The sequence below is a fragment of the Bradyrhizobium sp. 155 genome, from assembly GCF_023101105.1.
Lineage (GTDB): Bacteria > Pseudomonadota > Alphaproteobacteria > Rhizobiales > Xanthobacteraceae > Bradyrhizobium > Bradyrhizobium canariense_D.
Genome location: NZ_CP064704.1, coordinates 7764624 through 7789270, shown reverse-complemented (window position 1 = coordinate 7789270; position 24647 = coordinate 7764624). Strand labels below are relative to the sequence as shown.

Here is a 24647-nt window from a genome sequence, read left to right as displayed (position 1 = left end):
GCGATCAGGCGTTCGGCAAGAAGTACTTCTTGACGTTGTCGCCGTCGGTCTTGAACAGCACGGCGGTGCCGCGCAGCTGCCGGATCTGCTTCTTCGTCCGCTTGATCATGCCGTGACGCTTGCTGCGATGAGCGAACATCACTTTGCCGGTGGCAGTCACCTTGAAGCGCTTTTTAGCGCCCGATTTGGTCTTCAGCTTGGGCATTTGGCTCTCCTAATGGCCATAGAAATCCGCCCGCAAAGGCGGCTGGCCGTCAAAATGCTCGTTAGAGCGTTGATTGTGCTCAGGTTTTACGAACAAGCGCGAAACCCGCACGGACACCGCCACGGCAGCCCTTAATCAGCCGGGCAATGAAGGCTGGGCTTATGACAGAGGACGGGCGAATTGGCAACGATGAACCGGTGGAACCTAGCCGGCGACTATCCGGAATTGCTAACCTCATGTCCGAGCCGTGTGACCCGGAGCAGGACCAGAATGCCCCCTTTTTCCCAAACGCTGTCGTCCTTGACTGATGTCGCTCGTCCGCGCTGCCTGGCGCTGTTGGCCGTGCTCGCCATGGCCGCGTTTCCGTCGAGTGCCAATGCGCGCATCCGCGGCTATGACGGCGTCTGGAACGTCACCTTCGCCACCACCCGCGGCAATTGCAGCTCGGGCTACAGCGTCCCCTTCACCGTCACCGGCAGCCGAGTGTCGTCCGCCGGCGGCGGTCGGGTCTCCGGCAGGGTCAATCGCAGCGGTACCGTCGCGGTCCAGGTCTCGGTCGGGGCCTCCCATGCCAGCGGCGGCGGCCGCCTCGCTGGCGTGAACGGCGCCGGTTCGTGGAGGGGTATCATCTCCGGCGATCAGTGCAGCGGCACCTGGCATGCGACGAGGACGTAATTATCGCCTCCAGAGGACGGTGCGCTCTCTCTTGCGCAAGCGGGAGAGGCAAAAAAACAAAACGGCCCGCCGGAGATCCGGACGGGCCGTTGAATTCTTCAGCCTAAAGAACCAGCGTCAGCGCGGCGCCAGCACCATGACGACCTGACGGCCCTCGAACCGCGCGTCCTGCTCCACCTTGGCGAGCTCGGCGACGTCGGTCTTGATCTTGTCGAGCAGCTTGGTGCCGATCTCCTGGTGCGCCATTTCGCGGCCACGATAGCGCAGGGTGATCTTGACCTTGTCGCCTTCTTCGAAGAACCGCTGCATGGCGCGCATCTTCACTTCGTAATCGTGGTCGTCGATCATCGGGCGGAGCTTGATCTCCTTGATCTCGACGATCTTCTGCCGCTTGCGGGCTTCGGCGGCTTTTTTCTGCGCGGAATACTTATACTTCCCGTAGTCCATGATCTTGCAGACGGGAGGGCTGACGTTCGGCGAGATCTCGACCAAATCCATGCCGGCTTCCTGGGCCAAGCGGATAGCCGCGACGGTCTCGATGGTGCCCTTGTTGTCACCGGTCTGATCGATCAGCTGGATCTGCGCATTGCGAATATCGTCATTGATGCGCGGCCCGTCTTTGGCGGCAGTGGGCGGGGCTTTATTTGGACGGCGAATGGGTGGTTCTCCAAAGTTATGAAAAGAGGCGGCTATTTTGCAGGAAGATACGGTTGCCGGCAAGCAATCGCTCGTGCGGCGGTCGAAAAAGCCTCAAATGCGAGGCATTTTGGCCACGGCGGGGCACGCAGAGGGACATAGACACCTTGCTTCTGTTCCGCAAGCGTCCCAAAGGGCCAATGCCGACGTCCGGCTGCGCTGCGGAGCACGTCCGGACAGCTCAAACCGCACAGCCAGAGTAAACGTTCCATGAATCACCCAATTCCCGATGCCGTGCTCGACTTCATCGATGTGGGCGAAGGCCCGTCCACACGCCGGATCGCGGTGCGCCGCCGCGCGGCCCAAGAATCAAGTCAAGGACCTGGGCTGGTCTGGCTCGGCGGTTTCAAGTCGGACATGCAGGGCAGCAAGGCCGTGGCGCTGGACGAATGGGCCCGGGATCACGGCCGCGCCGTGGTCCGGTTCGATTATTCCGGCCACGGCGAATCCGGTGGCGATTTCGTCGACGGAACCATCGGGCGCTGGCTCGAGGAAAGCGTCGCGGTATTCGAGCGGTTCTGCGACGGCCCGCAAATCCTGATCGGCTCGTCCATGGGCGGCTGGATGGCGCTGCTGCTCGCGCGCGAGATCAAAAAGCGGCAAAAGAAACTGCAAGCCAAAGCCTCGCTGGCGGGCCTGGTGCTGATCGCGCCGGCGCCCGATTTCACCGAGGAGCTGATGTGGAAGAATTTTCCGGCCGCGGTGAAGAAAGAAATCGAGACCAAAGGCGTCTGGCTGAGACCGTCGAACTATGGCGACGGCTTGCCCTATCCGATCACGCGGAATCTAATCGAGGAGGGACGCAACCACCTCCTGCTCGGCAGCGCCATCGATCTCGGCTGTCCCGTCCGCATCCTGCAAGGTGCGCAGGATCCTGACGTGCCCTGGCAGCACGCGTTCGCCCTGACCCATCGCCTGCCGGCCGACGACGTCGTGCTGACCATGATCCAGGACGGCGATCACCGCCTCTCGCGCCCGCAGGACATCGCCCGCATTCTTGCCGCCGTGGCCGAGATCGGGTGAAATCGTCACCTAGCACTCGGTGTCATCGCCCGACTTGATCGGGCGATGCAGTATTCCAGAGGCGCTCGTGCTCAAGCCGAGAAGCCGCGGCGTACTGGATGCCCCGGTCGGGGCATGACTGAGAATGGGAGGGGAGAATCGCCGATGACCACCACCGCCATGCTGCGCGCCTTCTGCGACGCCGTCGAACAACGCAACGGAAAAGCCTTTGCGGATCTCTTCACCGAGGACGGCGTCTATCACGACGTGTTCTATGGCGCCTTCGCCGGCCGCGAGAAGATCGCCGCGATGATCGACGACTGGTTCTATCGCACGGCGACCGACTTTCGCTGGGACATGCACGACCCGGTGTCGAACGGCACCACGCTCTATGCGCGCTACACGTTCAGCTATCGCTCGATCTTGCCGGAGGCTGATGGCGCGCGGGCGATGTTCGAGGGCGTGGCGATCATGACGCTCCGGGACGGAAGGATCGTCAGCTATCACGAGGTCGCCAACACCGCGCCGGCGTTTGTCGATTTGAAGTTTGCGCCGGAACGGATTGCGAAGATCGTCGCCAGACAGGGCGCGGAGCTCAAGGCGCGGCCGGAGATGAAGCGACATTTGGGTTAGCCGTCGTTCTTGCGCACCTACCGCTTCGACGGATTTACCATCGGCTTGCGCTGCGCCAGCGCCGCGACAGTGGCGGTGCCGATCGGGCCCTGCTCGTCATAGAGCCAGCATTCGCCGATCGCCACACCGTCGGTGGCCTGGTGGTTCACCACCTCGAAGCCGATCCAGTTCGTCACCGGCAGGCGGTGCAGATAGATCGTGACGTCGCTGTTGATGTAGCCGAGCCCCTTGTCGCCGGCGTTCGCGAACGGACTGGCGAAGTCCGCGCCGATGGCGACATGGACGAACGGCGTCATCGGCACGCCCGCGACCAGCTCGCGCACCTCGCTCATCCAGAGCTTTCGTGGCCCGAGCGAGCCCATGTGACCGACGATCGGTCGCGTGGTCCATTTGCCGTTCATGCCGAGCCTGGGATCGGTCGGCTTGGGAATGTCGGCCGGCTTCGGCACGTCCCAGTTCGGCGGCGACCAGACATTGCCGTCGGGATTCTGCGTTCGCCGTAACAGCTGGCACGAGGCGCGCGCCATGCCGATGCCGCCGGAAAAGAACTCTGCTTCCACGACGCGGATGCGCATCCCGTCGCGCACCAGCCGTGTCGTCACCTCGATCGGCTTGTCGATGGTGGGCAGCCGAAACATATCGACGGTCAGCCGCGCCGGCACGAATTCAGGACCGGAATGGCGCTCCTCGATGGCGAAGCCGAGCAGGCCGACGATGACGCGTCCGTGCAGCGATGTCGGATCCCACGGCCCATTGGCGACTTCCGTCGGGTGGAATGTGTCGCCGTCGCGGGTGAAGAAAGGCATGTTTGTCATGACGCGCGAGCTTGGAGGAACGTGCGGGGAAATCAAGATGCTCAATCCTCGTGGTGAGGAGGCGCGAAGCGCTCTTACCACAACAACGGTGTCATCGTCCGGCTTGACCGGGCGATCCAGTACTCCGCGGCGCTCGTGATTGAATCGATAGGCCGCGGCGTACTGGATGCCCCGGTCAAGCCGGGGCATGACACCGAGGATTAGGAAGCGAGCTCCCACTCCTCGCGCACGCCGTCATCACGCTCGCGCGCTATGGCGGTTGCTCTCATCGTTTCGAACTCATCCCGCGGCACCAACTGCCCCAGCGCCCATACCGCAGCCCCGCGTACCAGCGCGCTCTCATCCTCCAGCAATCGCCGCGCCTCGTCCGCCAGTGCCGCATCACCGGAGTTGCCGATCGCGATCAGCACGTTGCGCAAAAAGCGGTCGCGGCCGATGCGTTTCACCGGCGATTTGGTGAACAGCGCGCGAAACGCAGCGTCGTCGAGCCGTGCGAGCTCGGCAAGACCTGGCGCGCGCAAAGCGTCACGTGCGGCGAGCTTGGCCTCACGGCCCTCCTGCGCGAACTTGTTCCAGGGACAGGCGGCGAGGCAATCGTCGCAACCATAGATGCGGTTGCCGATGCTTTTACGAAATTCGCGCGGGATCGGGCCCTTGTTCTCGATGGTGAGATACGAGATGCAGCGCCGCGCATCGAGCCTGTAGGGCGCGGGAAAGGCCGCGGTCGGGCAGATGTCGAGGCACGCCCGGCACGAGCCGCAATGATCGATCTCGGCGTCGTCGCGCGGCAGTTCCAGCGTGGTGTAGATCGCGCCGAGAAACAGCCATGAGCCGAATTCGCGCGAGACCAGATTGGTATGCTTGCCCTGCCAGCCCAGATGCGCGGCTTGCGCCAGCGGTTTCTCCATCACGGCCGCAGTGTCGACGAATACTTTCACTTCACAAGGCTTCACCTCACAAGTTGCGGTCGCGACCAGCCATCGCGCCAGTGCCTTCAGGCGCTTCTTGATGAGGTCGTGATAGTCGTCGCCCTGCGCATAGACCGAGATCGCCGCGCGCGTGCGCTGTTGCAGGATCGCGAGCGGATCCTGGTCGGGGCCGTAATTGACGCCGAGCATGATGACGCTGCGCACGTCCTGCCACAGCCCGCGGGGATCGACCCGGCGCTCCGGCTGCGCGGCGAGCCAGTCCATGTCGCCATGGCCGCCGGATGCGATGAATTCGAGAAAGTGTTTTCCGGCGCTTTCGATCGTGCCGGGCTCCGTAATGCCGATGCAGTCGAAGCCGAGCGCACGTGCTTCGTTTGCCAGCGCCGTCTTCAGTTCGGTCGGATCGGAGTTCAGAAGTCCAGGTCCACGTAGGTCCGCGACGCCGGCACGCCCGCCAGCCATTCGCTCAACAGCGGACGGAACGACGGGCGGGATTTCACCCGTGCGTACCAGGCCTTTGCCGCGTCGTCCTCGCTCCATGGCACGTCGCCCAGATAGTCGATCGCCGAGAGGTGCGCCGCGGCGGCGAGATCCGCGTAGGTGAGCCGGTCGCCGGCGAGGAAATTACGCGTCTGCGCCAGCCAGCCGATATAGGCCAGATGATAGCGCACGTTTGCCTTGGCGGCGCGCATCACGTCGGCCGAGGGCGGGCCCCCGCCGTTGTCCTCGCTCATGAAGCGCTTGTAGATGCGCTCGGTGACGAGCGGGTGGGAGACTTCCTCGAAAAACTTTTCGTTGAACCAGGCCATCAGCCGGCGGACCTCGACGCGCTCGCCGATCGTGTCCGGCATCAGGCGCTTAAGTCCCATCTCAGAGCCATAGGCCTCGTCGACATATTCGGCGACGATCGCCGCGCCCGGGATCGGCGGCTGCTCGTCGTCCACCAGGACGGGCGTCGTGCCCGCCGCATTGAGCAGCAGAAATGCTTCGCGCCGCTCCCAGCTGCGCTCTTCGATCAGCTTCAGCTCAAGCCCGTATTCTCCCGCGATCAGGCGGATGAACCGCGAATGCGGACAGAACGGATGATGAAACAGCGTAAACATGAAGCCTTTGACTATGTGATGGTGCTTAAGAATCCATCAATGTTTTGTGCGGCGCCACACTAGTCATTCAAAACCGCGAAGCAAGGGCGCGACGCCGCATTTTGCGATTGCAGCAAGGGAGCGGATGGGCGAGAAGAGCCCCGCTTTTCCAGCCGAAATGGACCGTAAATATGTCAGATGCAATACGGGCAGTGATCCTCGGCATCATCGAGGGTGTGACCGAGTTCCTTCCCGTGTCCTCGACCGGCCATTTGCTGCTTGCTGAGCGCTTTTTCCATCTCGGCGAAGGCGCGTTCTGGGATTCGTTTACGGTCCTGATCCAGCTCGGCGCGATCCTCGCGATCGTCGTGTTGTACTTCAAGAAATTGTGGGACGTCGCGATCGGGATGTTCACGGGTGACGTCTATGCACGCCGCTTCGTGATCGGCGTGCTGGTGGCGTTCCTTCCCGCCGTCATCGTCGGTCTCGTCGGCGGCAAATACATCAAGAGTCTGCTGTTCAATCCCTGGGTGGTGTGCTTCTCGCTGATCGTCGGCGGCGCCATCCTGCTCTGGGTCGACAAGCTCGATCTCAAGGCGCGCGAGCATGACGCCACCCGGTTTCCGCTGCTGATGTATCTTTACATCGGTATCGCGCAGTGTCTGGCGATGATCCCGGGCGTGTCGCGCTCCGGTGCAACCATTGTCTCCGCCATGCTGCTCGGGGCCGATAAGCGCGCGGCGGCGGAGTTCTCGTTCTTCCTCGCCATTCCCACCATGATCGGCGCGTTCGCCTACGATTTCTACAAGAACCGCTCCGAGATGACGATGGACCACATGGGCATCGTCGCGATCGGCTTCGTGGTGTCGTTCGTCACCGCCATCATCGTGGTGAAGACGTTCCTGGAATACGTCACCCGCCACGGCTTCGTGGTGTTCGCCTGGTGGCGCGTGATCGTCGGCACCCTCGGCCTGATCGCGCTGGCACTGGGGCGGTAACCCCGAACTTCAAACAATTGACTGCGGGGATGGTTACGCGCTCTTGCGCTGGAATTGCCCGGCGGCGCGGAAACGCCAGAGATATTGCGGGGCGATCGCTTCAAGCGAGTCGGGCGCGATGCCGAGGCCTTCCAGCGTTAGCCCAGCGGCCTTCGCCGCGTCCGACACGACATTGTCGCGCGCGAGCAGCGTGACCTGGTCCGGCGTCAGCTTCAGCGCGCCCGGCGCGAATTGCAGGAAGTTGGCCTTGAAGCGGGCGAGGCCAAACGGCAGCGGCATCAGCATCGGCTTGCGATCGGCAATCGCGAGAATGGCCTCGATGATCTCGCGCATGGTCAGGACTTCCGGGCCGCCGAGCTCGTAGGTCGCGCCCGCCTTGGCCTTGCCGTCGACGGCATCCGCGACCGCGGTGGCGACGTCGCCGACATAGACCGGCTGCATCTTCGTGTCGCCGCCGATCAGCGGCAGCACCGGCGACATCCGCGCCAGCGCCGCGAAGCGGTTGGTGAATTGGTCCTCGGGGCCGAACATCACGGAGGGGCGGAAGATCGTCGCCGACGGCACCGCGGCCAGGACCGCGGCTTCTCCGGCCGCCTTGGCCCTGGCATAGCGCGAGGGCGATTCCGCGTCGGCGCCGATCGCCGAGACATGGATCAGCTGTGCCCCCGCGGCCGCGGCCGCCTTGGCGATGGTCTCGGCGCCCTTGGCCTGGACGGCGTCAAAACTCTGCGCGCCACCCTCGGCGAGGATGCCGACCAGATTGATCACGATCTGCGAATCACGCAGTGCCGCCTCAATCGAGGCCGGATAACGGACATTCGCCTGCACGGTGTGGACCTGCCCGACCTTGCCGGAGGGCTGGAGGTACCCGGCCAGCTCCGGCCGCCGCACCGCGACCCGGACCCGGTAGTCGCGCCGGCACAGCGCGCGGACGACATTCCGGCCCAAAAACCCCGATCCGCCGAAAACCGTGACGAGCGTGTCCAGATTCGATGCCATGGGATCCATTCCTGGGGTCCATATCCTGCGGGAAGAGTGCGTCTCGTCAGGCTTGTATCGGGCCGGTTTGCGATGCGCAATCCGCATCCCGAAGCGGGGTTCAAGCATGAATTGACAACCGCGTCACCGAACCGTAGTAACCGCCTCCGTGCCTAACCGGCATGCCCAGGTGGTGGAATTGGTAGACGCGCTGGCTTCAGGTGCCAGTGGCTTAACGGCCGTGAAGGTTCGAGTCCTTTCCTGGGCACCATCTCCTACTCAAGCGATTGAAATCGCTTTTGCAGGGAATTTGAGTTGCTGACCGGTACTCAAAACCGAGGCACGGCGATCGCAGGCGATCTGGAGGCTGGCTTCAGTCGTTCAGGCAAGCGCTACGCGCCGACGTCCACCGCGCTCGCGGCCGAAGCCGTCATCGCTATGTGGGAAAAGGTCGGCAAAGCTGATGACCCCAAGCGCCTAAGAGGTCTCAATGCTCGTTGACCGCGGCGCCGAGCTTGATCAGGCTCAGCGAGCGGTTCGCGGTCTCGCGCAGGCGGCAGTAGCTCGCGCTGCCCCGGTACATGCCGGGATCGACCTTGTCGAAGACCGCGCAGAAGCCATCACGCGACGCGGCGAAAGTTTTCTGCGAGTCATTGACCGCCTTGATCGCGTCGGCGAACCCGCCGGCCTGAACCTTCTTTAGCGCCTCATTGGTTTTCTGCGTCCAAATGGCGAGTTCGCGCGCCGCGCAGGCTTTCCATTTGGCGACATCGTCATTCGCGCCCTCTGCCGCTTTGATGCAGGGGTCGGCGACGAGCCCAACGCACGCGCCGCCGAAACCGCCGGTTTTCTCCGCGGTCTTCAGGCAGCCATCGATCACCGCAAGTTCGGCTGGCGCGATGCCTTGGGCGAAAGCCATCGATGCGATCGGGAGGCTTGCGGCGAGCATCGCGACGGCAAGTTTGAGCTTCATTGGAGATCTCCGTTCGACGCATCGAAAATATGGAACAGAACACCACTGCGAGCGCATGAAGCTCAGCGAGACGGTAGACCGGCGGATGTGGCGGAAGGGCCGGACGGCGAGTGCGAAGGGAAAACGAGGGGGTATGCGGCTTCGGCTACGCCCTCTCCAATCAATGCCTTTGATGTGCCTTGACCTGACTTACGGGATTTTCGACCAATAGGTGATACATGCAACTTTGGTCATCGAAGGCCCAGCGTTGGTTCACCTGAATGTGGAACAGGAGCTACGCTGACGAATAATGACGGCGGGACCGCTTAAGGCACGCACTGGCGATCTCCACGCTGCGCGGTCGCGGTCTCGCGGGCCTCCATTTGGACAACTGAAGGTGACGATCGAGTCTTTTCCTGGGCACCACACCCAACCCAGGTCGTTGAATCGCTCCCGCCGGTGAGACCACCTCCGCCCCCGAAGCCGGTGACTGCGCCGCCGCCGCTGCCGAAACCGGTAGCTGAAGCGATTTCGGGCATTTTCCAGCAATGCCATTAATAACAGCTCGGGGATGAGACGATGCAGGTCCGCTTCGAAGATTTCCAAGTGTAAACAGCTGCTTGGGAGACCTCGGAAGCCCGCCGTTGAGCGGAATTTCATTCCGCCAATCCCCCCTCGGTTGCATCGTCCGAATTTACCCCGCTTTAGACAAACTAGCTCTTAGTCAGCGGGCAGGCTCGCATCCGGCCGTCGGCGAGCGCGGAGCCATCGGGCTCGCTTTATCGTGGGGGAAGCGGTGGATCAGCATCAGGTCTGGCACGAGCCGGCATTCGACAAGGCTGCGAACGCGATCAGCCCGTTTCTCCTGAGATCGGGAATTTATCTGTTCCTGATCTCGTTCATCTGCCTGTTCTACGTCTTGAACGCGCCGCTTCTGCTCGGCCATTACGATCTGGGCTGGCATCTGGCGGCCGGAGATATCATCCGGGAGCGCAACGCCATCCCGCTCCACGACCCCTGGTCGTTCACCCACGGCGACAAGCCATGGCTCAATCTGTCCTGGCTCTGGGACGCGCTTGCCAGTGCGACGTTTCAATACGCAGGCTTTGGCAGCCTCGTCCTGCTGACGGTGGCCTGCGGCGCAGCGATCGTCGGCATCCTGACCGCGATCTCTCTCGGCTACGGCGCGTCGGCGATCGCGGTCTGCGTCTCGGTCTTCTTGGCCTGCCTGCTCTATCCCGCTTACGAAGCTTCGCCGAACATGTATCTCGCGGTCTCGCCGAATACATGCACGATGTTGTTCTGCGTCGTCTTCTATCGCGAATGCCTGCGACGAACGCGATGGTTCGTGCTTCCCGTGTTGATGGTGCTCTGGGCCAATCTGCATGGCGGTTTTCTGCTCGGCTTTTTCGTGATCGGCGTCTTCTGCGGCGGCGCCGTGCTCAGAGGGGCCTGGGCCGAGCTCCGGATCCTTGCTCTCGCGGGGATCGGGTGCCTTGCCGCGACCTCCATCAATCCGCTCGGCTGGAATATCTATGCCGGTGCCGCCGCGACGATGGGGCACTTCGTCCAGGGCAATATCGGCGAATGGCTGTCCTACTATCACAACATGGAAATGCCGGGCAGCATTCCCGGCATCCTGTACATGCTGGCCTTCGTCGCGCTCGAGCTTCGCTACAGAAACTCCAGACCGATCCCGCTCGAGCCGAGATTGATGTCCTGGCTGTTTCTGATTCTGGGACTGTATCAGTTCAGGTACATCGCTTTCTTCTTCATTTTCTCGACCGCGCCGATGGCGCTTCACCTCAGCCGCTTGCTGCCTGAGCGTCTCACCGGTCGGGACGTGAGGGGAGCGTTGCTGGCCGCCGGCATCGTCGGTCTCGGCACCCTGCCGATGGCCTATTTGAACGTTGCACCGGCGCTCGCACTTCCGCCGATGCTGTCGAGTGAAGATGCCGGCTATCTGCGAAAGCATCTCGCAGGTCGGCGGGTCCTGAACAATTGGAACGTCGGCGGCTACCTGATCTTCGCGACGCACGGCACCGTCCCCCCATTCGTCGACGGTCGCGCCGCGACCGCCTATCCGGACGATTTGCTGCGCGACTATTTCAAGCTGGTGAGCTGGGAGATCGACGAAGCCGCGTGGGACATGGTGCTCGACAAATACCGGATCGACGCCGTGCTGTGGGTCAAGGCGCACGAACAGCTGCGGCGATTTCTGGTGGAGCGGCGAGGCTGGCGCGAGCAATACACCGGCGCTTACGAGACCGTTTACGTCAGGCCGCAATCCGGTTTCGCCGGCGAAGCCAAAAGACAATGACGACCAGCGCCGCGGCTCTGTATGACCAGCCGCGCCTGATGCTTGCGCCGGCGGCTGCCAGCGGATACATCGCGGCCGGCCCTCGCCAGCGTCTGTGCCGGGGATTAGCCTGCAAAGCGCACCGATTCGATTGAGGTTTGAAACGCCATGACCGTACGCCTGCACCGCGGCGACCTGCCCGATCTGTCCCGCTATACCGGAGCGGTGGCGATCGACACCGAGACCATGGGCCTGAACCCGCATCGCGACCGGCTCTGCGTGGTGCAGCTCTCACCCGGCGACGGCAGCGCGGACGTGGTGCAGATCCCCAAAGGTCATACCGACGCGCCGAACTTGAAGGCGCTTTTGGCCAATCCCGCGAACACGAAAATCTTCCACTTTGCGCGGTTCGACGTCGCGGTGCTGTACCAGACGTTTGGTGTCATGACCGGGCCGATCTACTGCACCAAGATCGCCTCCCGCCTGATCCGCACCTATACCGACCGCCATGGCCTCAAGGACCTCGTGCGCGAGGTGCTCAATGTCGACCTCTCCAAGCAGCAGCAATCGAGCGATTGGGGTTCCGACAGCCTGACCGAGCCGCAGCTCGCCTACGCCGCCTCCGACGTGCTGCATCTGCACGGCTTGCGCGAGCGGCTCGATGCCATGCTGGCGCGGGAAGGCCGCACGGCGCTGGCCAAAGCCTGTTTCGACTTCCTGCCGACCCGCGCTTTGCTCGATCTCCAGGGCTGGGCCGAAGAGGACATTTTCGCGCATTCCTAGAGTTTAGCGCGGCGGCCAAGCTGGGCGGTCGCCCCGTTTCAGACACTTTCGTAACGGCCTGTCGCGGGCTGCATATTTTGGCGTTGCCGGCTACAATGGGGCGCCCGCCAGCCGGACAAGGCGAGCGACACCTCAGGAGCCCAGGTGAATTCGGCCCACAATGTCACCTACGACGCCGCGCTCGCGGCGAAGTTCGCCAGCGCGGCGCGCCACAGCCGCCTGGTGCGGATTCTGCGCATCGCGGTGCCGACGACAGTGGCCGCGGCCATGGGTCTGCTCGTCCTCATCTCGACCATTTTCAACCCGTTCCAGATCCCCGTGAAGCTCGACTCCGGAAATCTCGTGGTCACTGGCACGAAGATCACGATGGAATCGCCGCACATGTCCGGCTTCACGCCGGACCAGCGGCCCTACGAGCTCTGGGCCAAGACCGCGACCCAGGACATCACCGATCCCGATCATGTCGATCTCCATGATTTGCGCGCGAAGGTGCTGATGGAAGACCAATCGACCCTGTTCCTCGATGCCCGCACTGGACGGTTCGACAACAAGCAGCAGCAGCTCGACCTGCACAAGGACATCTTCCTGCGCACCTCGACCGGCTACGAGGCGCGGCTGAACTCGGCCTTCGTCGACATGGGCAAGGGCACGGTCTCCTCGGACGAGCATGTCGACGTCAAGCTGACCAACGGAACGCTGACGGCCGATCGGCTGCGGATCACGGAAGGCGGCGACGTCATCCGCTTCGAAGGGAATGTGGTGATGCACCTCGACAAGCTGGACGATCCTGCCGCCACTCAGCCCGCGCCGACTGAACCCGCGCCGGCTGCGAAGACACGTACGCCCCAGAACAAGTCCGCCAATTCAAAGTGATTTTCATGATCAGGTTTTTTCCGCGCAACGACGGCAAGCGGCGCGTCATCCCGGGTGCGGCCGCGCTCGCCGTCGGCATCGCACTGGTCGCAACGGGTGCGGCGATCGCGCAGAGCACGATGCAAGGCGTGCCCAACGCGATGCAGGGCTTCTCGCAGAACCGCGATCAGCCGATCCAGATCGAGGCCGCCTCGCTCGAGATGCGCGACAAGAAGAAGGAAGCGACGTTTTCCGGCAATGTGAAGGTCATTCAGGGCGACACCACCATGACCTCGAAGACGCTGGTGGTGTTTTACGATTCGGGCGGCGACAAGCCGGCCGCGCCACAGCCTGCGGCAAAGGCGACCAAGGGGGCGCCGATGCAGTCGGCGACGCCGGGACCGGGCGGCAACTCCTCGATCAAGCGACTGGAGGCGCGCGGCAATGTCGTCGTCACCCAGAAGGACCAGGTGGTCACGGGCGAGACCGCCGTGTTCGACACCCGCACCAACCTCATCACCATGCTCGGGGGCGTCGTCTTGACGCAGTGCAAGAACGTGCTGCGCGGCGACCGGCTGGCGGTCGACATGACCACGGGCGTGTCGCGTGTGGAATCCGATAGCGGCCGGGTGCAGGCGCTGCTGCCGCAGGGCGGCGGCAATGATTGCGGATCCGGAGGCGCGGGCAAGCCCGGCGCGGGACCTCTGCAATTGCCTGGCGCAACTAAACCCAAATAAGTCAGCGTAGACCCAAGCCCGTCAAAGTAAATTTGAAGAATGATTTCAGACGCTTGGGTCGATCATCGCCGATCCGAGGTTGAAGCTTGCGCGCCGAGACTGTATCTAGCGCGAAGGGCTTTCGAAGCGGGGTTCGCCGCTTTTCGGGCGTGTTTCACTGGGCATGAGACATCCCTTCATTCATGCTGCGTCGGCGAATCCTGAAGCCGGCGTGGCAGATCGCGCGAAGACCGCGCAGGATCGTCGCGAAAGGCTAGAAGGCGGGGATGGTCGATCTCTTCAGCATGTTCCGTCGGCGCCCCGCCAAACGCGGCCGGCCAGGATTTGCGCGCCAGGACATCACCGCGCTCGCTGACAGCGTCGGCGGCCTCGTGGCCAGCCCTGTCAGGGACGCGCCGCCGATCGCCCGTAACCAGCCGATGCACGCACCCGATCAGTTCCAAGGGGACTATCAAGCCGAGCAGCCCCGGGCCCAGGCGGTTCATCCCGTGAGGGCTGCCGGCAGGCCCAACGGTTCCGGCGGGCCTCAGCTCTTGAAGCGGCCGGGCTTCCTGGCTGTGCATAGCGTGGAAAAGAGTTTTGGCAGCCGCCAGGTCGTGCGCGGCGTCAGCATCTATGTGCGCCGTGGCGAAGCGGTCGGCCTGCTCGGCCCCAACGGCGCCGGCAAGACCACCGTGTTCTACATGATCACCGGCCTGATCAAGGCCGATCGCGGCGCGATCGAGCTCGACGGCCACGACGTCACCAAGCTGCCGATGTATCAGCGCGCGCGGCTCGGGATCGGCTATCTGCCGCAGGAGGCCTCGATCTTCCGCGGTCTCACCGTCGAGCAGAACATCCGCGCCGTGCTCGAAGTGGTCGAGCCGTCGCGCAAGAAGCGCGAGCAGCAGCTCGACTCGCTGCTCGACGAATTCAACATCACGCGCCTAAGGAAATCGCCGTCGATTGCGTTGTCCGGCGGTGAGCGGCGCCGCGTCGAGATCGCGCGCGCACTGGCGACGCGTCCGAACTACATGCTGCTCGACGAGCCCTTTGCCGGCATCGATCCGATCGCGGTCGGCGACATCCAGGACCTCGTCCGCCATCTCACCAACCGCGGCATCGGCGTGCTGATCACCGACCACAATGTGCGCGAGACGCTCGGCCTCACCGATCGCGCCTACATCGTCTATGCCGGTGAGATCCTGACCGAGGGGAGCCCGGATGAGATCGTCGCCGATCCGGACGTGCGCCGCCTTTACCTTGGCGAGGAATTCCGCCTCTAGCCCGTTTTTCCAATTCGTCAAGACGTGTACATCGGGCTTGGACTAGGATAAGCAAAAATCGGACCAACTTTTGGGATCGGTTCTTGCTTCATGGCGCTTTCGCAGAGATTAGAGTTCCGGCAATCGCAGTCGCTGGTCATGACGCCGCAGTTGATGCAGGCGATCAAGCTGCTGCAATTGTCCAATCTCGATCTCACGACGTTCGTCGAAGAGGAACTCGAGCGTAATCCCCTGCTGGAACGGGCCAATGACGAGCCGCCCGCGGGCGAGGGCCCGGCCGAGACCGGCCAGTTCAATGACAGCGACGGCGGCCACAACGACGAGCCGGGCGGCGGCCCGGGCGAAGCCTTCGAGCCCGGCCAGGAAGAGTGGATGAGCAAGGATCTCGGCACCCGCGCCGAGATCGAGCAGACCATGGACACCGGGCTGGACAACGTCTTCTCCGAGGAACCGGCCGAGGCGGCCGCGCGCAACGCCCAGGATGCGGCGCCGACCACCTACACCGAATGGGGCGGCGGCGCCTCCGGTGACGAGGACTACAATCTCGAAGCCTTTGTCGCCGCGGAGACCACGCTCGGCGACCATCTCGCCGAGCAGCTCTCGGTTGCCTTCACCGGGGCCGCGCAGCGCATGATCGGCCAGTATCTGATCGACCTCGTCGACGAAGCCGGCTACCTGCCGCCGGATCTCGGGCAGGCCGCCGAACGGCTGGGCGCATCGCAACAGGACGTCGAGAACGTTCTTGCCGTACTGCAGAAATTCGATCCGCCCGGCGTCTGCGCGCGCAATTTGAGCGAATGCCTGGCGATCCAGCTCCGCGAGCTCGACCGTTACGATCCCGCGATGCAGGCCCTGGTCGAGCATCTCGACCTCCTCGCCAAGCGCGACATCGGAGCCTTGCGCAAGGTTTGCGGCGTCGACGATGAGGACATCGCCGACATGATCGGCGAGATCCGCCGGCTCAATCCCAAGCCCGGCATGAAGTTCGGCACGGCCCGGCTCCAGACCATGGTGCCCGATGTCTATGTCCGCCCGGGACCCGATGGCGGCTGGCATGTCGAGCTCAACAGCGACACCTTGCCGCGCGTGCTGGTCAACCAGACCTACTATTCGCAGCTCTCGAAGAAGATCGGCAAGGACGGCGACAAATCGTATTTCACCGATGCGCTTCAGAACGCGACCTGGCTGGTGCGTGCGCTCGACCAGCGCGCCCGCACCATCCTGAAAGTCGCAACCGAAATCGTGCGCCAGCAGGACGGCTTCTTCATCCATGGTGTGGCGCATCTGCGACCGCTGAATCTGAAGGGCGTCGCCGACGCCATTCAGATGCATGAATCCACGGTGTCGCGCGTCACCGCCAACAAATACATGGCGACCAATCGCGGCACGTTTGAGCTGAAATATTTCTTCACGGCCTCGATTGCATCGGCCGATGGCGGCGAGGCTCATTCGGCCGAAGCCGTGCGCCACCACATCAAGCAGCTGATCGATGCGGAGGCGCCCTCCTCGATCCTGTCCGACGACACCATCGTGGAACGCTTGCGCGGCTCGGGCATTGATATCGCCCGCCGCACGGTCGCGAAGTACCGCGAAGCCATGCGCATTCCTTCCTCGGTGCAACGCCGTCGCGACAAGCAGAGCGCTCTTGGTAACGTCGTCTCCACCGCCATGGCCGATCGCTCCCGCAATCCCGAACCGGCCTGATTGCGCCGGCGCGAAATCGCGCTACTCTCGATCTGCTATCGGGCCCAAATCCAGGCCAGGCACGAACCAAGTGAGGTTCACATGACTCTCCGCATCTCGGGAAAGAGCGTCAACGTCGGCGAGGCCCTGCGCGGCCGCGTCAACGACCGGACTGAAGAGGTCCTGCGCAAATATTTCGACGGCAATTACTCTGGTCACATCACGCTGAGCAAGGACGGCTTCGGCTTCCGCACCGACTGTGCGCTGCATCTTGATTCGGGAATCACGCTCGAGGCCGATTCCAACGCACCGGACGCCTATGCCAGTGCCGACCAGGCGCTGGTGATGATCGAGAAGCGGCTCAAGCGCTACAAGAGCCGGCTCAAGGATCGCTCCGCCCGCAAGGCCCATGTCGCCTCCGCGGCGCTGGCCGCGATGGATGCCACCAGCTACGTGCTGGAGGCACCGGGCGAGGGTGAGGATGAGGACGAGATCACCGGCTACAGCCCCGTCATCATCGCCGAGGCCACCACCTCGCTGAAGCCGCTGTCCGTGAGCGAAGCGGTCATGGAACTCGACCTCAGCGGGGCGCCCTGCCTGGTGTTTCAGCACGGCTCCTCCGGCCGGGTGAACATCATTTACCGCCGGGCCGACGGCAATGTCGGCTGGATAGACCCCCCGGGGGTCAAGACGGACGGCAAGGTGGGTGGCAAGGCGTGAGGCCGTCGGGCGACGCTCTGGGGGCCCCGCGCCGGGGCCCCTTTCCGCCTTAACAATGACCGGGGCAAAGCTGCACGCGGGAGTTGGCACCGGGATTGCGTTGGAGTAGAAGCCCCCCACATCGGGGGCGAGCTAAGTCCGCCTCCTGCTTCATCTTCTTGACGTCGGCCCGCCCAGGTTCTTTGTCCAGGCTGGCCAATTCGGAACCTGACGTTTTCATTCACCTCGGAAAACTTCCATGCCGATTACCGATCTGGTCGCGCCCGAGGCGATTCTCCCGGCATTGAAGGTCAACAGCAAGAAGCAGGCGCTTCAGGAACTCGCGGCCAAGGCCGCCGAGTTGACCGGGCAGAACGAGCGTTCCGTGTTCGAGGTACTCCTGCAACGCGAGAAGCTCGGCACCACTGCGGTCGGCTACGGCGTCGCCATTCCCCACGGCAAGCTGCCCAAGCTGGAAAAGATCTTCGGCATGTTCGCCCGCCTCGATCGCCCGATCGATTTCGAATCGATGGACGGCCAGCCGGTCGATCTCGTCTTCCTGCTGCTCGCCCCCGAAGGCGCCGGTGCCGATCACCTCAAGGCGCTGGCCCGCATCGCCCGCCTGCTCCGCGACCAGGACATCGCCAAGAAGCTCCGCGCCTCGCGCGATGCCCAGGCGATCTATTCGGTGCTCGCGCTGCCGCCGGCGACCGCGGCGTAACTCCCCTCCTTCTTGCAGGATAAGGCCCGATCGATTCTGGCACCTGGATTGCGCGGCGCGCAGCAATCTCGTCATGCTCATCTTGATCTCGAAGGTAGAAGACGCGAATATCTTCCCGTTTGAGACGTAGGGCATAGCGGCCCTCACATCGTTAAGGGCCGTTCGCCGTTATGGACTGAGTGCACGTGACTGGGAATGGAAGGGCGCCGCTGCACATCGGTGCCGGGGCGGAAGAGCGGCCCGCGGCCGTGCTTCAGGGTGGTCAGCTTGGCGCCGGACTGCATACCGCAGCGGACTCCGATGCATATGAAAGCGCGATCTGGAAAGCGCCAAGCGCCGGCGTGGAACGGCTGGCCAGAAACGTGATCCGCAGCTCGATCACCCTCAACGTGGTCGCATCAATGGGTGTTCTTCACCCCGCATTACTACCTTCAGAGTGGAGCTATGTGCAGCAGGCGGTCGCGCTGCTGATGTGGATCGTCTCGATCTATGCCAGTGTCTTCGTACGGCCGCGGGTCCGGATCCAGCCCAATCCAGATCTCATCGCGTTGGTCACATTTTATGCCCTCGCGGCCGTTTCCGTTCTCTGGACCACGCTTTCCATCGCAGCGATCATGAAGAGCGTTGCACTTGTGGTGACGACTTTCGGTGCGTATTGCCTCATCACGCGTATCGACATCGACGAGATCGTCGGATCCACGGCGCTTGGGCTGTTCGTTCTGGTCGCCGCCTCGGCGTTGTGCGCCGTCTTCGTGCCCGAGATCGGCGTCGACCAGAGCTGGATGCACAACGGCCAGTGGCAAGGAATCTACGAATCGAAGCAGACGCTCGGCTTTATCAGCGCATATCTGATGTTCTTTGCCTGTTATCAGAAGATCACGGGGCAGGGATGGATTGCATTCCTCGTGTCGCTTGTTCTGGCATCGACCTGCGTCATCGCCTCGGAGTCGCGTGGTGCCGGCGCTGTCGCATTCGCGGCGGGCGGGCTGCTCGTGACTTCCATGTGGTCGATCCGCTGCATGAAAATCTATGCGGTGTTGCCATTCATCATGTGCATCCTGGCCGCTCTGCTGATGCTGTATTTTTACGTGACGGGGTACGATTCCATCCATCTCGGCGAGGCGACCGTCGATTTGACCGAGCGGACCTTCATTTGGCAGTACGCCATCGGCCATTTCAACGATGCGCCGCTGCTGGGCTTCGGCATCAACGGATTCTGGACGCGCCCCGCGATCTACGACTATTTCAACCAGAATCATGGCTGGGTGCTCGACAATTATCATAGCGGTTACATCGCGGTCGCGATTGAAACTGGATTTCTGGGATATTTGCTGTTCGTCACGAGCGTTTATCTGTTCTCGGAAAAGGTCCTCTATTTGATCGCCACCCGGTCGATCGATCGGTATCACTGCGCGCTGATCATCGGCTTCGTCGTCCTGAGCTTTCAATCGAACTTCACGGAGACGATGTTTCTTCGCTCGACAATGTTCACGTCGGTGCTGCTCGTCGCATTCTTCTTCGCAGTGTGCAGGCCGGTGCCCCAGCAGGGGCCTGCAGCAATGACGGGGCAAACAGGATGAATGCCATCCGCGTCCGCTGGACGATAGCCTTTCGTCTTGTCTTGGCACTATCCGTGCTTCCGATCTGCTTCCGGACCGAGGCAGCCGGACAGGCCAACACGCCCCCTGCTCCAAAATTGGGGCGCGGCATCAACATCCTCGGCTACGACGGCGTCTGGGAGGGAGGCCGAAACGCGCCATTTCGTCTGGACAACCTCACTGCGATCAGACGCGCCGGGTTCTCGCACGTTCGGATAAATTTCTTCGGCTTTAGATTCATGAATCCGGAGAAGGTAATGGATGAAGTCGTCTTGAGGCGGCTCGATGGCGTCATCGAGGAAGTGCTCGCCCGAAATCTCATCCCCATCCTGGACGAGCACGATACCCATGTTTGTCAGCGCGACATCTCCGAGTGCACAGACAAGCTGAAATCGTTCTGGACCCAAATCGCCGCGCGCTACGCCGGGAAATATCCAGCACTTGTCTTCGAGGTCCTCAACGAGCCGGGCGGGCAGATGTCGTCCACCGGCTGGAACGGCCTTCTGAACGAGTGCCTCAGCATCATCCGCGCCACCAATCCCCGGCGGACGGTCATCGCTTCGGTTCTCAACGTCGACGAGATGCCGGTCGAGGACCTGGTCCTGCCGTCGGATGACCGGAATCTGATCGTCACGTTTCACTATTACGCGCCGATCCGTTTCACCCATCAGGGCGCACCGTGGTCGCCCACATTCTCGCGAATCGGCCCGCTCGACTGGGGTACCCCGGAGGATAAACAGAAGGCCCGCGCCGATTTCGAGAAGATTCGGTCCTGGTCCCAAAGAGAAAAGCGCCCGATCTATCTCGGCGAGTTCGGCGTGTACGAGGCCGCTCCAGCCGAAGCACGGACCAGATATCTGTCATTCGTGGCGCGGAGCGCAGAGCGGCTTGGCTGGGCTTGGGCCTATTGGCAGTTCGATCATGATTTCGCGGCCTTCGACAGCGCGCGTCAAGCCTGGAAGCCGGACATCCTGCGGGCACTGCTTCCGGCCGGGCGTTGAGGTGCATCCGGGACGCGAGCCATCGCCGCACACTGCCTCATTGCGAGCGAGCGAAGCAATCCAAAATCTTGCCACGGAAAGATTCTGGATCCCCCAAAGCAAACGGGCACGCCTTCCTGCGAAGGCATGCCCGCTTGAAACCCTATTCGTGCGACGCGCGCGTGCTCAGTGCACGCTCACCGCTTGCAGCTCGTTGCTCCAGGCGTTGGCGATTGCGGCTTCGCGGCTGTCGGTCAGCATGATCGGCGTGCCGTCGGCGGCGTGGAGCGCGAAGAGCTTGAGGCCCGGCGCGATCTTCGGCGCTTCGGGAAACAGGCCCGGCACATCCTCAGAGCGGATCTGCTTCACATAGGCGATATGGCCTTCGCCGAGGGTTGCCAGCGTTTCCGGCGAGACGTTCTTGGCTTCGTATTCGAACGCAACGTGACCTTCACTCATGGTCTCGACTCCTCTCTCGAAACTAAGCGGTCGAGTCCGCTACTCGTTCCATTATTCGTGCTCATTGATAGCGATTGTCTTAACGATCCTCTCCGGTTCCGGCCGGGCAAGATCGATCGCCAGCAATCCGTTCTTCAGATCCGCACCCAGCACCAGCATCCCCTCCGCCAGCACGAAAGTGCGCTGGAAGTGGCGCGCGGCGATGCCGCGATGGATGTATTGCCGGGTCTTGTCGTCCTGCTGCCGCCCGCGAATGACGAGCTGGTTTTCCTCAATGGTTACATCGAGTTGGTCGCGGGTGAATCCGGCGACCGCCAGCGTGATCCGCAGACGCTCGGGCTGGCCCTCCGACCGGTCGCACCTCTCGATATTGTAGGGAGGGTAACCGTCGGCGCCTTTGACGACCCGATCGAGCACGCGCTCGATCTCGTCGAAGCCCAGAAGGAAGGGACTGGAAAGCATGGGAACACGAGACATAGTTTACAAAGTCCTCTCGAAGCGACTTTGGTGCATCAGGGCCCGTACAGGCACCCCTTGATCAGCAATATGGGCATATCCGCGTGTGGGTTCAAGGACGTAGCCGGGGCTGTGGACTGGCAGCTCACCCGCAAAAGCTGACTTGTCGCCATGGCGCGAAACGCCTGCCACAAGCCGGCCCGACGAAATTGCGGTGTGATTTTTCTCAACAAAAACAAACCCCCTTCTACTGTGCATGGGGTTGTTTTCGCGTTTTTTAATCGACGGCCCAGCGGAACCCGATCAGGCCTCGATCCGCGTCCGCCCATCGCCGCTGAACAGATGCAGCTTTTGGCGCATTGCTGCGACGCGGATCTTCTCGCCGATCGGAGGCGCCTCTGAGCCGGGAATGCGGACGATGACCTCGCCGGGCGGCAGTTCGCCGGGGTTGGCGGCGATGCGCTGCTCGTCCTGGGCCCGCGTGCCGTAAACGAAGGTTTCGGCGCCGACGCGCTCGATCGCTTCCACGGTGAGCGGAAGGGCGACGCCGCCGGCCGGGCTCTGGTCGGTGATGACGAAATCCTCCGGGCGAATGCCGAGGATGCCGGCGTCGGTGCTGCCGAGCTGCGACTTGATCTCGTCGGCGCGAATCGACATCAGATTCATCGGTGGCGCGCCGATGAAGGAGGCGACGAAAGTCGTCGCCGGCTTCTCGTAGATCGCCAAGGGATTGCCGACCTGCTCGACCTGGCCGCCATTCATCACCACGAGAATGTCGGCGAGCGTCATCGCCTCGAGCTGGTCGTGGGTGACGTAGATCGACGTGGTGTTGAGCCGGCGCTGCAATTTGCGGATCTCGACCCGCATCGCGATGCGGAGTTTGGCGTCAAGATTGGAGAGCGGCTCGTCGAACAGAAACACCTTCGGCTGGCGCACGATGGCGCGGCCCATGGCGACGCGCTGGCGCTGGCCGCCGGAGAGCTGGCGCGGCTTGCGCTCCAGCATCGAGGTGAGCTCGAGCACGCGGGCGGCTTCGTCGACGCGGGTCTTGACCTCGGCCTCCTTCATGCCGCGGTTGCGCAGGCCGTAAGCCATGTTGTTGAACACGCTCATATGCGGATAGAGCGCGTAGTTCTGGAACACCATCGCGATGTCGCGGTCGGCGGGCTCGATCTGGTTGACGATGCGGCCGCCGATGTCGATCTCGCCGCCGGTGACGGTTTCGAGGCCTGCGACCATGCGCAGCAATGTCGACTTGCCGCAGCCGGAGGGCCCGACCAGCACGCAGAACTGGCCGTCGCCGACATCGACGTTGACGCCCTTGATGGCCTCGAAGCCGCCGGGATAGGTTTTGCGGACGTTGCGCAGGGTGACGTTAGCCATGGGATTTACTTTTCCGTCTCCACGAGTCCGCGCACGAACAGTTTCTGCATCACGACGACGACGAACACCGGCGGCAGCATCGCGAGCACGGCCGTCGCCATCACGATCGGCCATTCGGTCAGCGCGTCGGTGGTGGTGATCATCTTGCGGATGCCGACCTGGATGGTCTGCATGTCGTCGCGGGTGGTGATCAGCAGCGGCCAGAGATATTGATTCCAGCCGAGGATGAAGAGGATCACGAACAGCGCCGCCATGTTGGTGCGCGACAGCGGCAGCAGCGTATCCCAGAAGAAGCGCAGGGGACCGGCGCCGTCGATGCGCGAGGCCTCCAGCAGCTCGTCCGGCACCGTCATGAAGAACTGGCGAAACAGCAGCGTCGCGGTGGCGGAGGCGATCAGCGGCAGTGACAGGCCCGCATAGCTGTCGAGCATGTGCAGATCGGCGACGATCTTGTAGGTCGGATAGATGCGCACCTCGACCGGCAGCATCAGCGTGATGAAGATGATCCAGAAGATCGGCATCCGGAAGGGAAAGCGGAAATAGACGATCGCGTAGGCCGAGATGATCGAGATCGCGATCTTGCCGACCGCGATCAGCAGCGCCATCACCAGCGAGTTCAGCATCATGTTGCCGACGGGCTCGCGGGTCGATCCGCTCGTGCCGACGAAAATGGTCTGGTAGTAGACCTCGAAGAAATGGCCGCCCGGCAGCAGCGACATTTGCCCGTTGGCGATCAGCGCGTTGTCCTGGGTCGAGGCGACGAACGCGATGTAGACGGGGAAGGCGACGACCGCGATCCCGATCCAGAGGATGATGTGGGCGATGTTGCGCCGGAAGCCCTCTTCCTCGACCATCAGTAGGTCACCTTGCGTTCGACGAACCGGAACTGGATTCCGGTGAGCACGATGACCATGACCATCAGGATCACCGACTGCGCCGCCGAGCTGCCGAGATTGCCGCCGAGCAGGCCGTCGGAATAGACCTTGTAGACCAGCGTGACCGTCGACGTTCCGGGGCCGCCGCGGGTCATCGTGTCGATGATGCCGAACGTGTCGAAGAAGGCGTAGACGATGTTGACCACCAGCAGGAAGAAGATGGTCGGCGACAGCAACGGGAAGGTCACGGTCCAGAACCGCCGCATCGGACGGGCGCCGTCGATCGCGGCGGCCTCGAACACGCTCTTTGGGATCGCTTGCAGGCCGGCGAGGAAGAACAGGAAATTATAGGAGATCTGCTTCCACGCGGCGGCGAGGATGATCAGCGCCGCGGCCTGGTCGCCGTCGAGCAGCGGATTCCAGTCGACGCCCATATTGCGCAGATAGCGCGAGAGCACGCCGAGCGAGGGATGCAGCATGAAGATCCAGAGCACGCCGACCACGGGCGGTGCCACCGCATAGGGCCAGATCAGGAGCGTGCGGTAGAGCATCGAGCCACGCAGCGGCTTGTCCGCCATCACGGCGAGCAGCAGCGCAAAGGACAGCGACGAGACGGCGATGGCGAACGAGAACAAGAAGGTCCGGACGATCGCCTCGAAATAGGCTGCGTCCTTGAACAGCTCGACGTAATTCTCGAACCAGACAAAGGTGGTCGACAGACCGAACGCATCCTGGAGCAGGAAGGACTGGATCACCGCCTGCAGGGCCGGCCAATAGAAGAAAATCAGGACGATCGCGAGCTGCGGCGCAACCAGCGCGTACGGTAACAGTCTTGACTGGAAGATGGCTTGCTTTTGCATGATGCCAGCAGAGCGGCAGGCCGGGTCGCGGC

General features: G+C 62.8%; 27 protein-coding genes and 1 tRNA gene. 16 read left to right on the top strand and 12 right to left on the bottom strand.

The window, feature by feature from the left end; translation table 11 throughout:
• Positions 1–4 precede the first annotated feature (4 nt).
• Positions 5–205 (bottom strand): 50S ribosomal protein L35, encoded by a 201-nt coding sequence (gene rpmI / locus IVA93_RS36895; RefSeq protein WP_007598540.1) that lies wholly within the window; start codon positions 203–205, stop codon positions 5–7.
• Positions 206–475: 270 nt separating this feature from the next.
• Between rpmI and IVA93_RS36890 the strand changes: the two genes are divergently transcribed.
• Positions 476–880, top strand: a complete 405-nt coding sequence (locus tag IVA93_RS36890; RefSeq protein WP_026233012.1) for a hypothetical protein — start codon at positions 476–478, stop codon at positions 878–880.
• A gap of 117 nt (positions 881–997) precedes the next feature.
• On the opposite strand, the gene infC is transcribed toward IVA93_RS36890, so the two are convergent.
• Positions 998–1537 (bottom strand): translation initiation factor IF-3, encoded by a 540-nt coding sequence (gene infC, locus IVA93_RS36885; protein ID WP_085349942.1) that lies wholly within the window; start codon positions 1535–1537, stop codon positions 998–1000.
• A gap of 249 nt (positions 1538–1786) precedes the next feature.
• On the opposite strand from infC, the gene IVA93_RS36880 reads away from it, so the two are divergent.
• Together IVA93_RS36880 and IVA93_RS36875 are read left to right on the top strand one after the other, a co-directional pair.
• Positions 1787–2599: an alpha/beta hydrolase gene (locus tag IVA93_RS36880; RefSeq protein WP_018455731.1), complete on the top strand. Its 813-nt coding sequence runs from the start codon at positions 1787–1789 to the stop codon at positions 2597–2599.
• A 144-nt stretch (positions 2600–2743) separates the two neighbouring features.
• On the top strand, positions 2744–3211 hold the full coding sequence (locus IVA93_RS36875; protein WP_018455732.1) for a nuclear transport factor 2 family protein: 468 nt from the start codon (positions 2744–2746) through the stop codon (positions 3209–3211).
• Positions 3212–3228: 17 nt separating this feature from the next.
• Here the strand turns inward: IVA93_RS36875 and IVA93_RS36870 are convergent, their stop codons facing one another.
• The 3 genes from IVA93_RS36870 to IVA93_RS36860 form a co-directional block, all read right to left on the bottom strand.
• A complete protein-coding gene (locus tag IVA93_RS36870; protein ID WP_018455733.1) occupies positions 3229–4026 on the bottom strand; it encodes an acyl-CoA thioesterase domain-containing protein in 798 nt (265 codons plus the stop codon).
• A 200-nt stretch (positions 4027–4226) separates the two neighbouring features.
• A complete protein-coding gene (gene queG, locus IVA93_RS36865) occupies positions 4227–5417 on the bottom strand; it encodes a tRNA epoxyqueuosine(34) reductase QueG (protein WP_018455734.1) in 1191 nt (396 codons plus the stop codon).
• Positions 5366–6058 carry a glutathione S-transferase family protein gene (locus IVA93_RS36860; RefSeq protein WP_018455735.1) on the bottom strand — a complete coding sequence of 231 codons (693 nt, stop codon included), beginning with the start codon at positions 6056–6058 and terminating at the stop codon, positions 5366–5368. The genes queG and IVA93_RS36860 overlap by 52 nt, the downstream gene beginning before the upstream one ends.
• A 170-nt stretch (positions 6059–6228) precedes the next feature.
• Here IVA93_RS36860 and IVA93_RS36855 point away from each other — a divergent pair, with 170 nt between their 5' ends.
• A complete protein-coding gene (locus IVA93_RS36855; protein WP_026233013.1) occupies positions 6229–7035 on the top strand; it encodes an undecaprenyl-diphosphate phosphatase in 807 nt (268 codons plus the stop codon).
• 33 nt (positions 7036–7068) lie between these two features.
• Here IVA93_RS36855 and IVA93_RS36850 read toward each other — a convergent pair whose 3' ends face one another.
• On the bottom strand, positions 7069–8034 hold the full coding sequence (locus tag IVA93_RS36850) for a complex I NDUFA9 subunit family protein (protein ID WP_018455737.1): 966 nt from the start codon (positions 8032–8034) through the stop codon (positions 7069–7071).
• Between the two features lie 163 nt (positions 8035–8197).
• Here IVA93_RS36850 and IVA93_RS36845 point away from each other — a divergent pair.
• Together IVA93_RS36845 and IVA93_RS36840 are read left to right on the top strand one after the other, a co-directional pair.
• Positions 8198–8284, top strand: a tRNA-Leu gene (locus IVA93_RS36845).
• A gap of 44 nt (positions 8285–8328) precedes the next feature.
• Positions 8329–8514, top strand: coding sequence for a hypothetical protein (locus IVA93_RS36840; protein WP_157642950.1), 186 nt, complete (start codon positions 8329–8331; stop codon positions 8512–8514).
• Here the strand turns inward: IVA93_RS36840 and IVA93_RS36835 are convergent.
• Positions 8501–8986, bottom strand: coding sequence for a lysozyme inhibitor LprI family protein (locus IVA93_RS36835; RefSeq protein WP_018455738.1), 486 nt, complete (start codon positions 8984–8986; stop codon positions 8501–8503). The genes IVA93_RS36840 and IVA93_RS36835 overlap by 14 nt on opposite strands.
• Before the next feature lie 775 nt (positions 8987–9761).
• Here IVA93_RS36835 and IVA93_RS36830 point away from each other — a divergent pair.
• The 10 genes from IVA93_RS36830 (at position 9762) to IVA93_RS36785 (ending at position 20603) form a co-directional block, all read left to right on the top strand.
• Entirely contained in the window at positions 9762–11285 is a 1524-nt protein-coding gene (locus IVA93_RS36830) for a hypothetical protein (protein ID WP_018455739.1), read from the top strand.
• A gap of 147 nt (positions 11286–11432) precedes the next feature.
• On the top strand, positions 11433–12047 hold the full coding sequence (locus IVA93_RS36825) for a ribonuclease D (protein WP_007598566.1): 615 nt from the start codon (positions 11433–11435) through the stop codon (positions 12045–12047).
• A 144-nt stretch (positions 12048–12191) separates the two neighbouring features.
• Positions 12192–12920, top strand: coding sequence for an LPS export ABC transporter periplasmic protein LptC (lptC, locus tag IVA93_RS36820; RefSeq protein WP_018455740.1), 729 nt, complete (start codon positions 12192–12194; stop codon positions 12918–12920).
• A 5-nt stretch (positions 12921–12925) separates the two neighbouring features.
• A complete protein-coding gene (locus IVA93_RS36815; RefSeq protein ID WP_026233014.1) occupies positions 12926–13636 on the top strand; it encodes an LptA/OstA family protein in 711 nt (236 codons plus the stop codon).
• Between the two features lie 266 nt (positions 13637–13902).
• A complete protein-coding gene (lptB, locus tag IVA93_RS36810) occupies positions 13903–14901 on the top strand; it encodes an LPS export ABC transporter ATP-binding protein (RefSeq protein ID WP_018455742.1) in 999 nt (332 codons plus the stop codon).
• Positions 14902–14991: 90 nt separating this feature from the next.
• The gene (gene rpoN, locus IVA93_RS36805) at positions 14992–16605 is read left to right on the top strand and encodes an RNA polymerase factor sigma-54 (protein ID WP_026233015.1); all 1614 of its coding nucleotides are present in this window, start codon (positions 14992–14994) and stop codon (positions 16603–16605) included.
• Between the two features lie 81 nt (positions 16606–16686).
• On the top strand, positions 16687–17304 hold the full coding sequence (gene hpf, locus IVA93_RS36800) for a ribosome hibernation-promoting factor, HPF/YfiA family (protein WP_026233016.1): 618 nt from the start codon (positions 16687–16689) through the stop codon (positions 17302–17304).
• A gap of 238 nt (positions 17305–17542) precedes the next feature.
• Entirely contained in the window at positions 17543–18004 is a 462-nt protein-coding gene (gene ptsN, locus IVA93_RS36795; protein WP_018455745.1) for a PTS IIA-like nitrogen regulatory protein PtsN, read from the top strand.
• Between the two features lie 446 nt (positions 18005–18450).
• Positions 18451–19584 carry an O-antigen ligase family protein gene (locus tag IVA93_RS36790; RefSeq protein ID WP_018455746.1) on the top strand — a complete coding sequence of 378 codons (1134 nt, stop codon included), beginning with the start codon at positions 18451–18453 and terminating at the stop codon, positions 19582–19584.
• On the top strand, positions 19581–20603 hold the full coding sequence (locus IVA93_RS36785) for a glycoside hydrolase family 5 protein (RefSeq protein WP_247295991.1): 1023 nt from the start codon (positions 19581–19583) through the stop codon (positions 20601–20603). Before IVA93_RS36790 ends, IVA93_RS36785 begins: the two co-directional genes overlap by 4 nt.
• Positions 20604–20768: 165 nt before the next feature.
• Here the strand turns inward: IVA93_RS36785 and IVA93_RS36780 are convergent, their stop codons facing one another.
• The 5 genes from IVA93_RS36780 to ugpA all read right to left on the bottom strand — a co-directional run bounded on the left by IVA93_RS36780 (position 20769) and on the right by ugpA (position 24615).
• A complete protein-coding gene (locus IVA93_RS36780; RefSeq protein WP_007598581.1) occupies positions 20769–21041 on the bottom strand; it encodes a BQ00720 family protein in 273 nt (90 codons plus the stop codon).
• Between the two features lie 51 nt (positions 21042–21092).
• Positions 21093–21518, bottom strand: coding sequence for an Hsp20 family protein (locus IVA93_RS36775; RefSeq protein WP_026233018.1), 426 nt, complete (start codon positions 21516–21518; stop codon positions 21093–21095).
• Positions 21519–21800: 282 nt separating this feature from the next.
• A complete protein-coding gene (locus IVA93_RS36770) occupies positions 21801–22880 on the bottom strand; it encodes a sn-glycerol-3-phosphate import ATP-binding protein UgpC (protein WP_018455749.1) in 1080 nt (359 codons plus the stop codon).
• Between the two features lie 5 nt (positions 22881–22885).
• Positions 22886–23734, bottom strand: coding sequence for a sn-glycerol-3-phosphate ABC transporter permease UgpE (ugpE, locus tag IVA93_RS36765; RefSeq protein ID WP_018455750.1), 849 nt, complete (start codon positions 23732–23734; stop codon positions 22886–22888).
• A complete protein-coding gene (gene ugpA / locus IVA93_RS36760) occupies positions 23734–24615 on the bottom strand; it encodes a sn-glycerol-3-phosphate ABC transporter permease UgpA (protein WP_018455751.1) in 882 nt (293 codons plus the stop codon). The genes ugpE and ugpA overlap by 1 nt, the downstream gene beginning before the upstream one ends.
• Positions 24616–24647: the final 32 nt, after the last annotated feature.

What these genes read in the sequence shown, in the direction of transcription:
- rpmI (WP_007598540.1), bottom strand. Translation starts at nt 205, where the DNA reads ATGCCCAAGCTGAAGACCAAATCGGGCGCTAAAAAGCGCTTCAAGGTG.
- IVA93_RS36890 (WP_026233012.1), top strand. Translation starts at nt 476, where the DNA reads ATGCCCCCTTTTTCCCAAACGCTGTCGTCCTTGACTGATGTCGCTCGT.
- IVA93_RS36880 (WP_018455731.1), top strand. Translation starts at nt 1,787, where the DNA reads ATGAATCACCCAATTCCCGATGCCGTGCTCGACTTCATCGATGTGGGC.
- IVA93_RS36875 (WP_018455732.1), top strand. Translation starts at nt 2,744, where the DNA reads ATGACCACCACCGCCATGCTGCGCGCCTTCTGCGACGCCGTCGAACAA.
- IVA93_RS36870 (WP_018455733.1), bottom strand. Translation starts at nt 4,026, where the DNA reads ATGACAAACATGCCTTTCTTCACCCGCGACGGCGACACATTCCACCCG.
- queG (WP_018455734.1), bottom strand. Translation starts at nt 5,417, where the DNA reads ATGGCTGGCGGGCGTGCCGGCGTCGCGGACCTACGTGGACCTGGACTT.
- IVA93_RS36860 (WP_018455735.1), bottom strand. Translation starts at nt 6,058, where the DNA reads ATGTTTACGCTGTTTCATCATCCGTTCTGTCCGCATTCGCGGTTCATC.
- IVA93_RS36855 (WP_026233013.1), top strand. Translation starts at nt 6,229, where the DNA reads ATGTCAGATGCAATACGGGCAGTGATCCTCGGCATCATCGAGGGTGTG.
- IVA93_RS36850 (WP_018455737.1), bottom strand. Translation starts at nt 8,034, where the DNA reads ATGGCATCGAATCTGGACACGCTCGTCACGGTTTTCGGCGGATCGGGG.
- IVA93_RS36835 (WP_018455738.1), bottom strand. Translation starts at nt 8,986, where the DNA reads ATGAAGCTCAAACTTGCCGTCGCGATGCTCGCCGCAAGCCTCCCGATC.
- IVA93_RS36825 (WP_007598566.1), top strand. Translation starts at nt 11,433, where the DNA reads ATGACCGTACGCCTGCACCGCGGCGACCTGCCCGATCTGTCCCGCTAT.
- IVA93_RS36815 (WP_026233014.1), top strand. Translation starts at nt 12,926, where the DNA reads ATGATCAGGTTTTTTCCGCGCAACGACGGCAAGCGGCGCGTCATCCCG.
- lptB (WP_018455742.1), top strand. Translation starts at nt 13,903, where the DNA reads ATGGTCGATCTCTTCAGCATGTTCCGTCGGCGCCCCGCCAAACGCGGC.
- rpoN (WP_026233015.1), top strand. Translation starts at nt 14,992, where the DNA reads ATGGCGCTTTCGCAGAGATTAGAGTTCCGGCAATCGCAGTCGCTGGTC.
- hpf (WP_026233016.1), top strand. Translation starts at nt 16,687, where the DNA reads ATGACTCTCCGCATCTCGGGAAAGAGCGTCAACGTCGGCGAGGCCCTG.
- ptsN (WP_018455745.1), top strand. Translation starts at nt 17,543, where the DNA reads ATGCCGATTACCGATCTGGTCGCGCCCGAGGCGATTCTCCCGGCATTG.
- IVA93_RS36785 (WP_247295991.1), top strand. Translation starts at nt 19,581, where the DNA reads ATGAATGCCATCCGCGTCCGCTGGACGATAGCCTTTCGTCTTGTCTTG.
- IVA93_RS36780 (WP_007598581.1), bottom strand. Translation starts at nt 21,041, where the DNA reads ATGAGTGAAGGTCACGTTGCGTTCGAATACGAAGCCAAGAACGTCTCG.
- IVA93_RS36775 (WP_026233018.1), bottom strand. Translation starts at nt 21,518, where the DNA reads ATGTCTCGTGTTCCCATGCTTTCCAGTCCCTTCCTTCTGGGCTTCGAC.
- IVA93_RS36770 (WP_018455749.1), bottom strand. Translation starts at nt 22,880, where the DNA reads ATGGCTAACGTCACCCTGCGCAACGTCCGCAAAACCTATCCCGGCGGC.
- ugpE (WP_018455750.1), bottom strand. Translation starts at nt 23,734, where the DNA reads ATGGTCGAGGAAGAGGGCTTCCGGCGCAACATCGCCCACATCATCCTC.
- ugpA (WP_018455751.1), bottom strand. Translation starts at nt 24,615, where the DNA reads ATGCAAAAGCAAGCCATCTTCCAGTCAAGACTGTTACCGTACGCGCTG.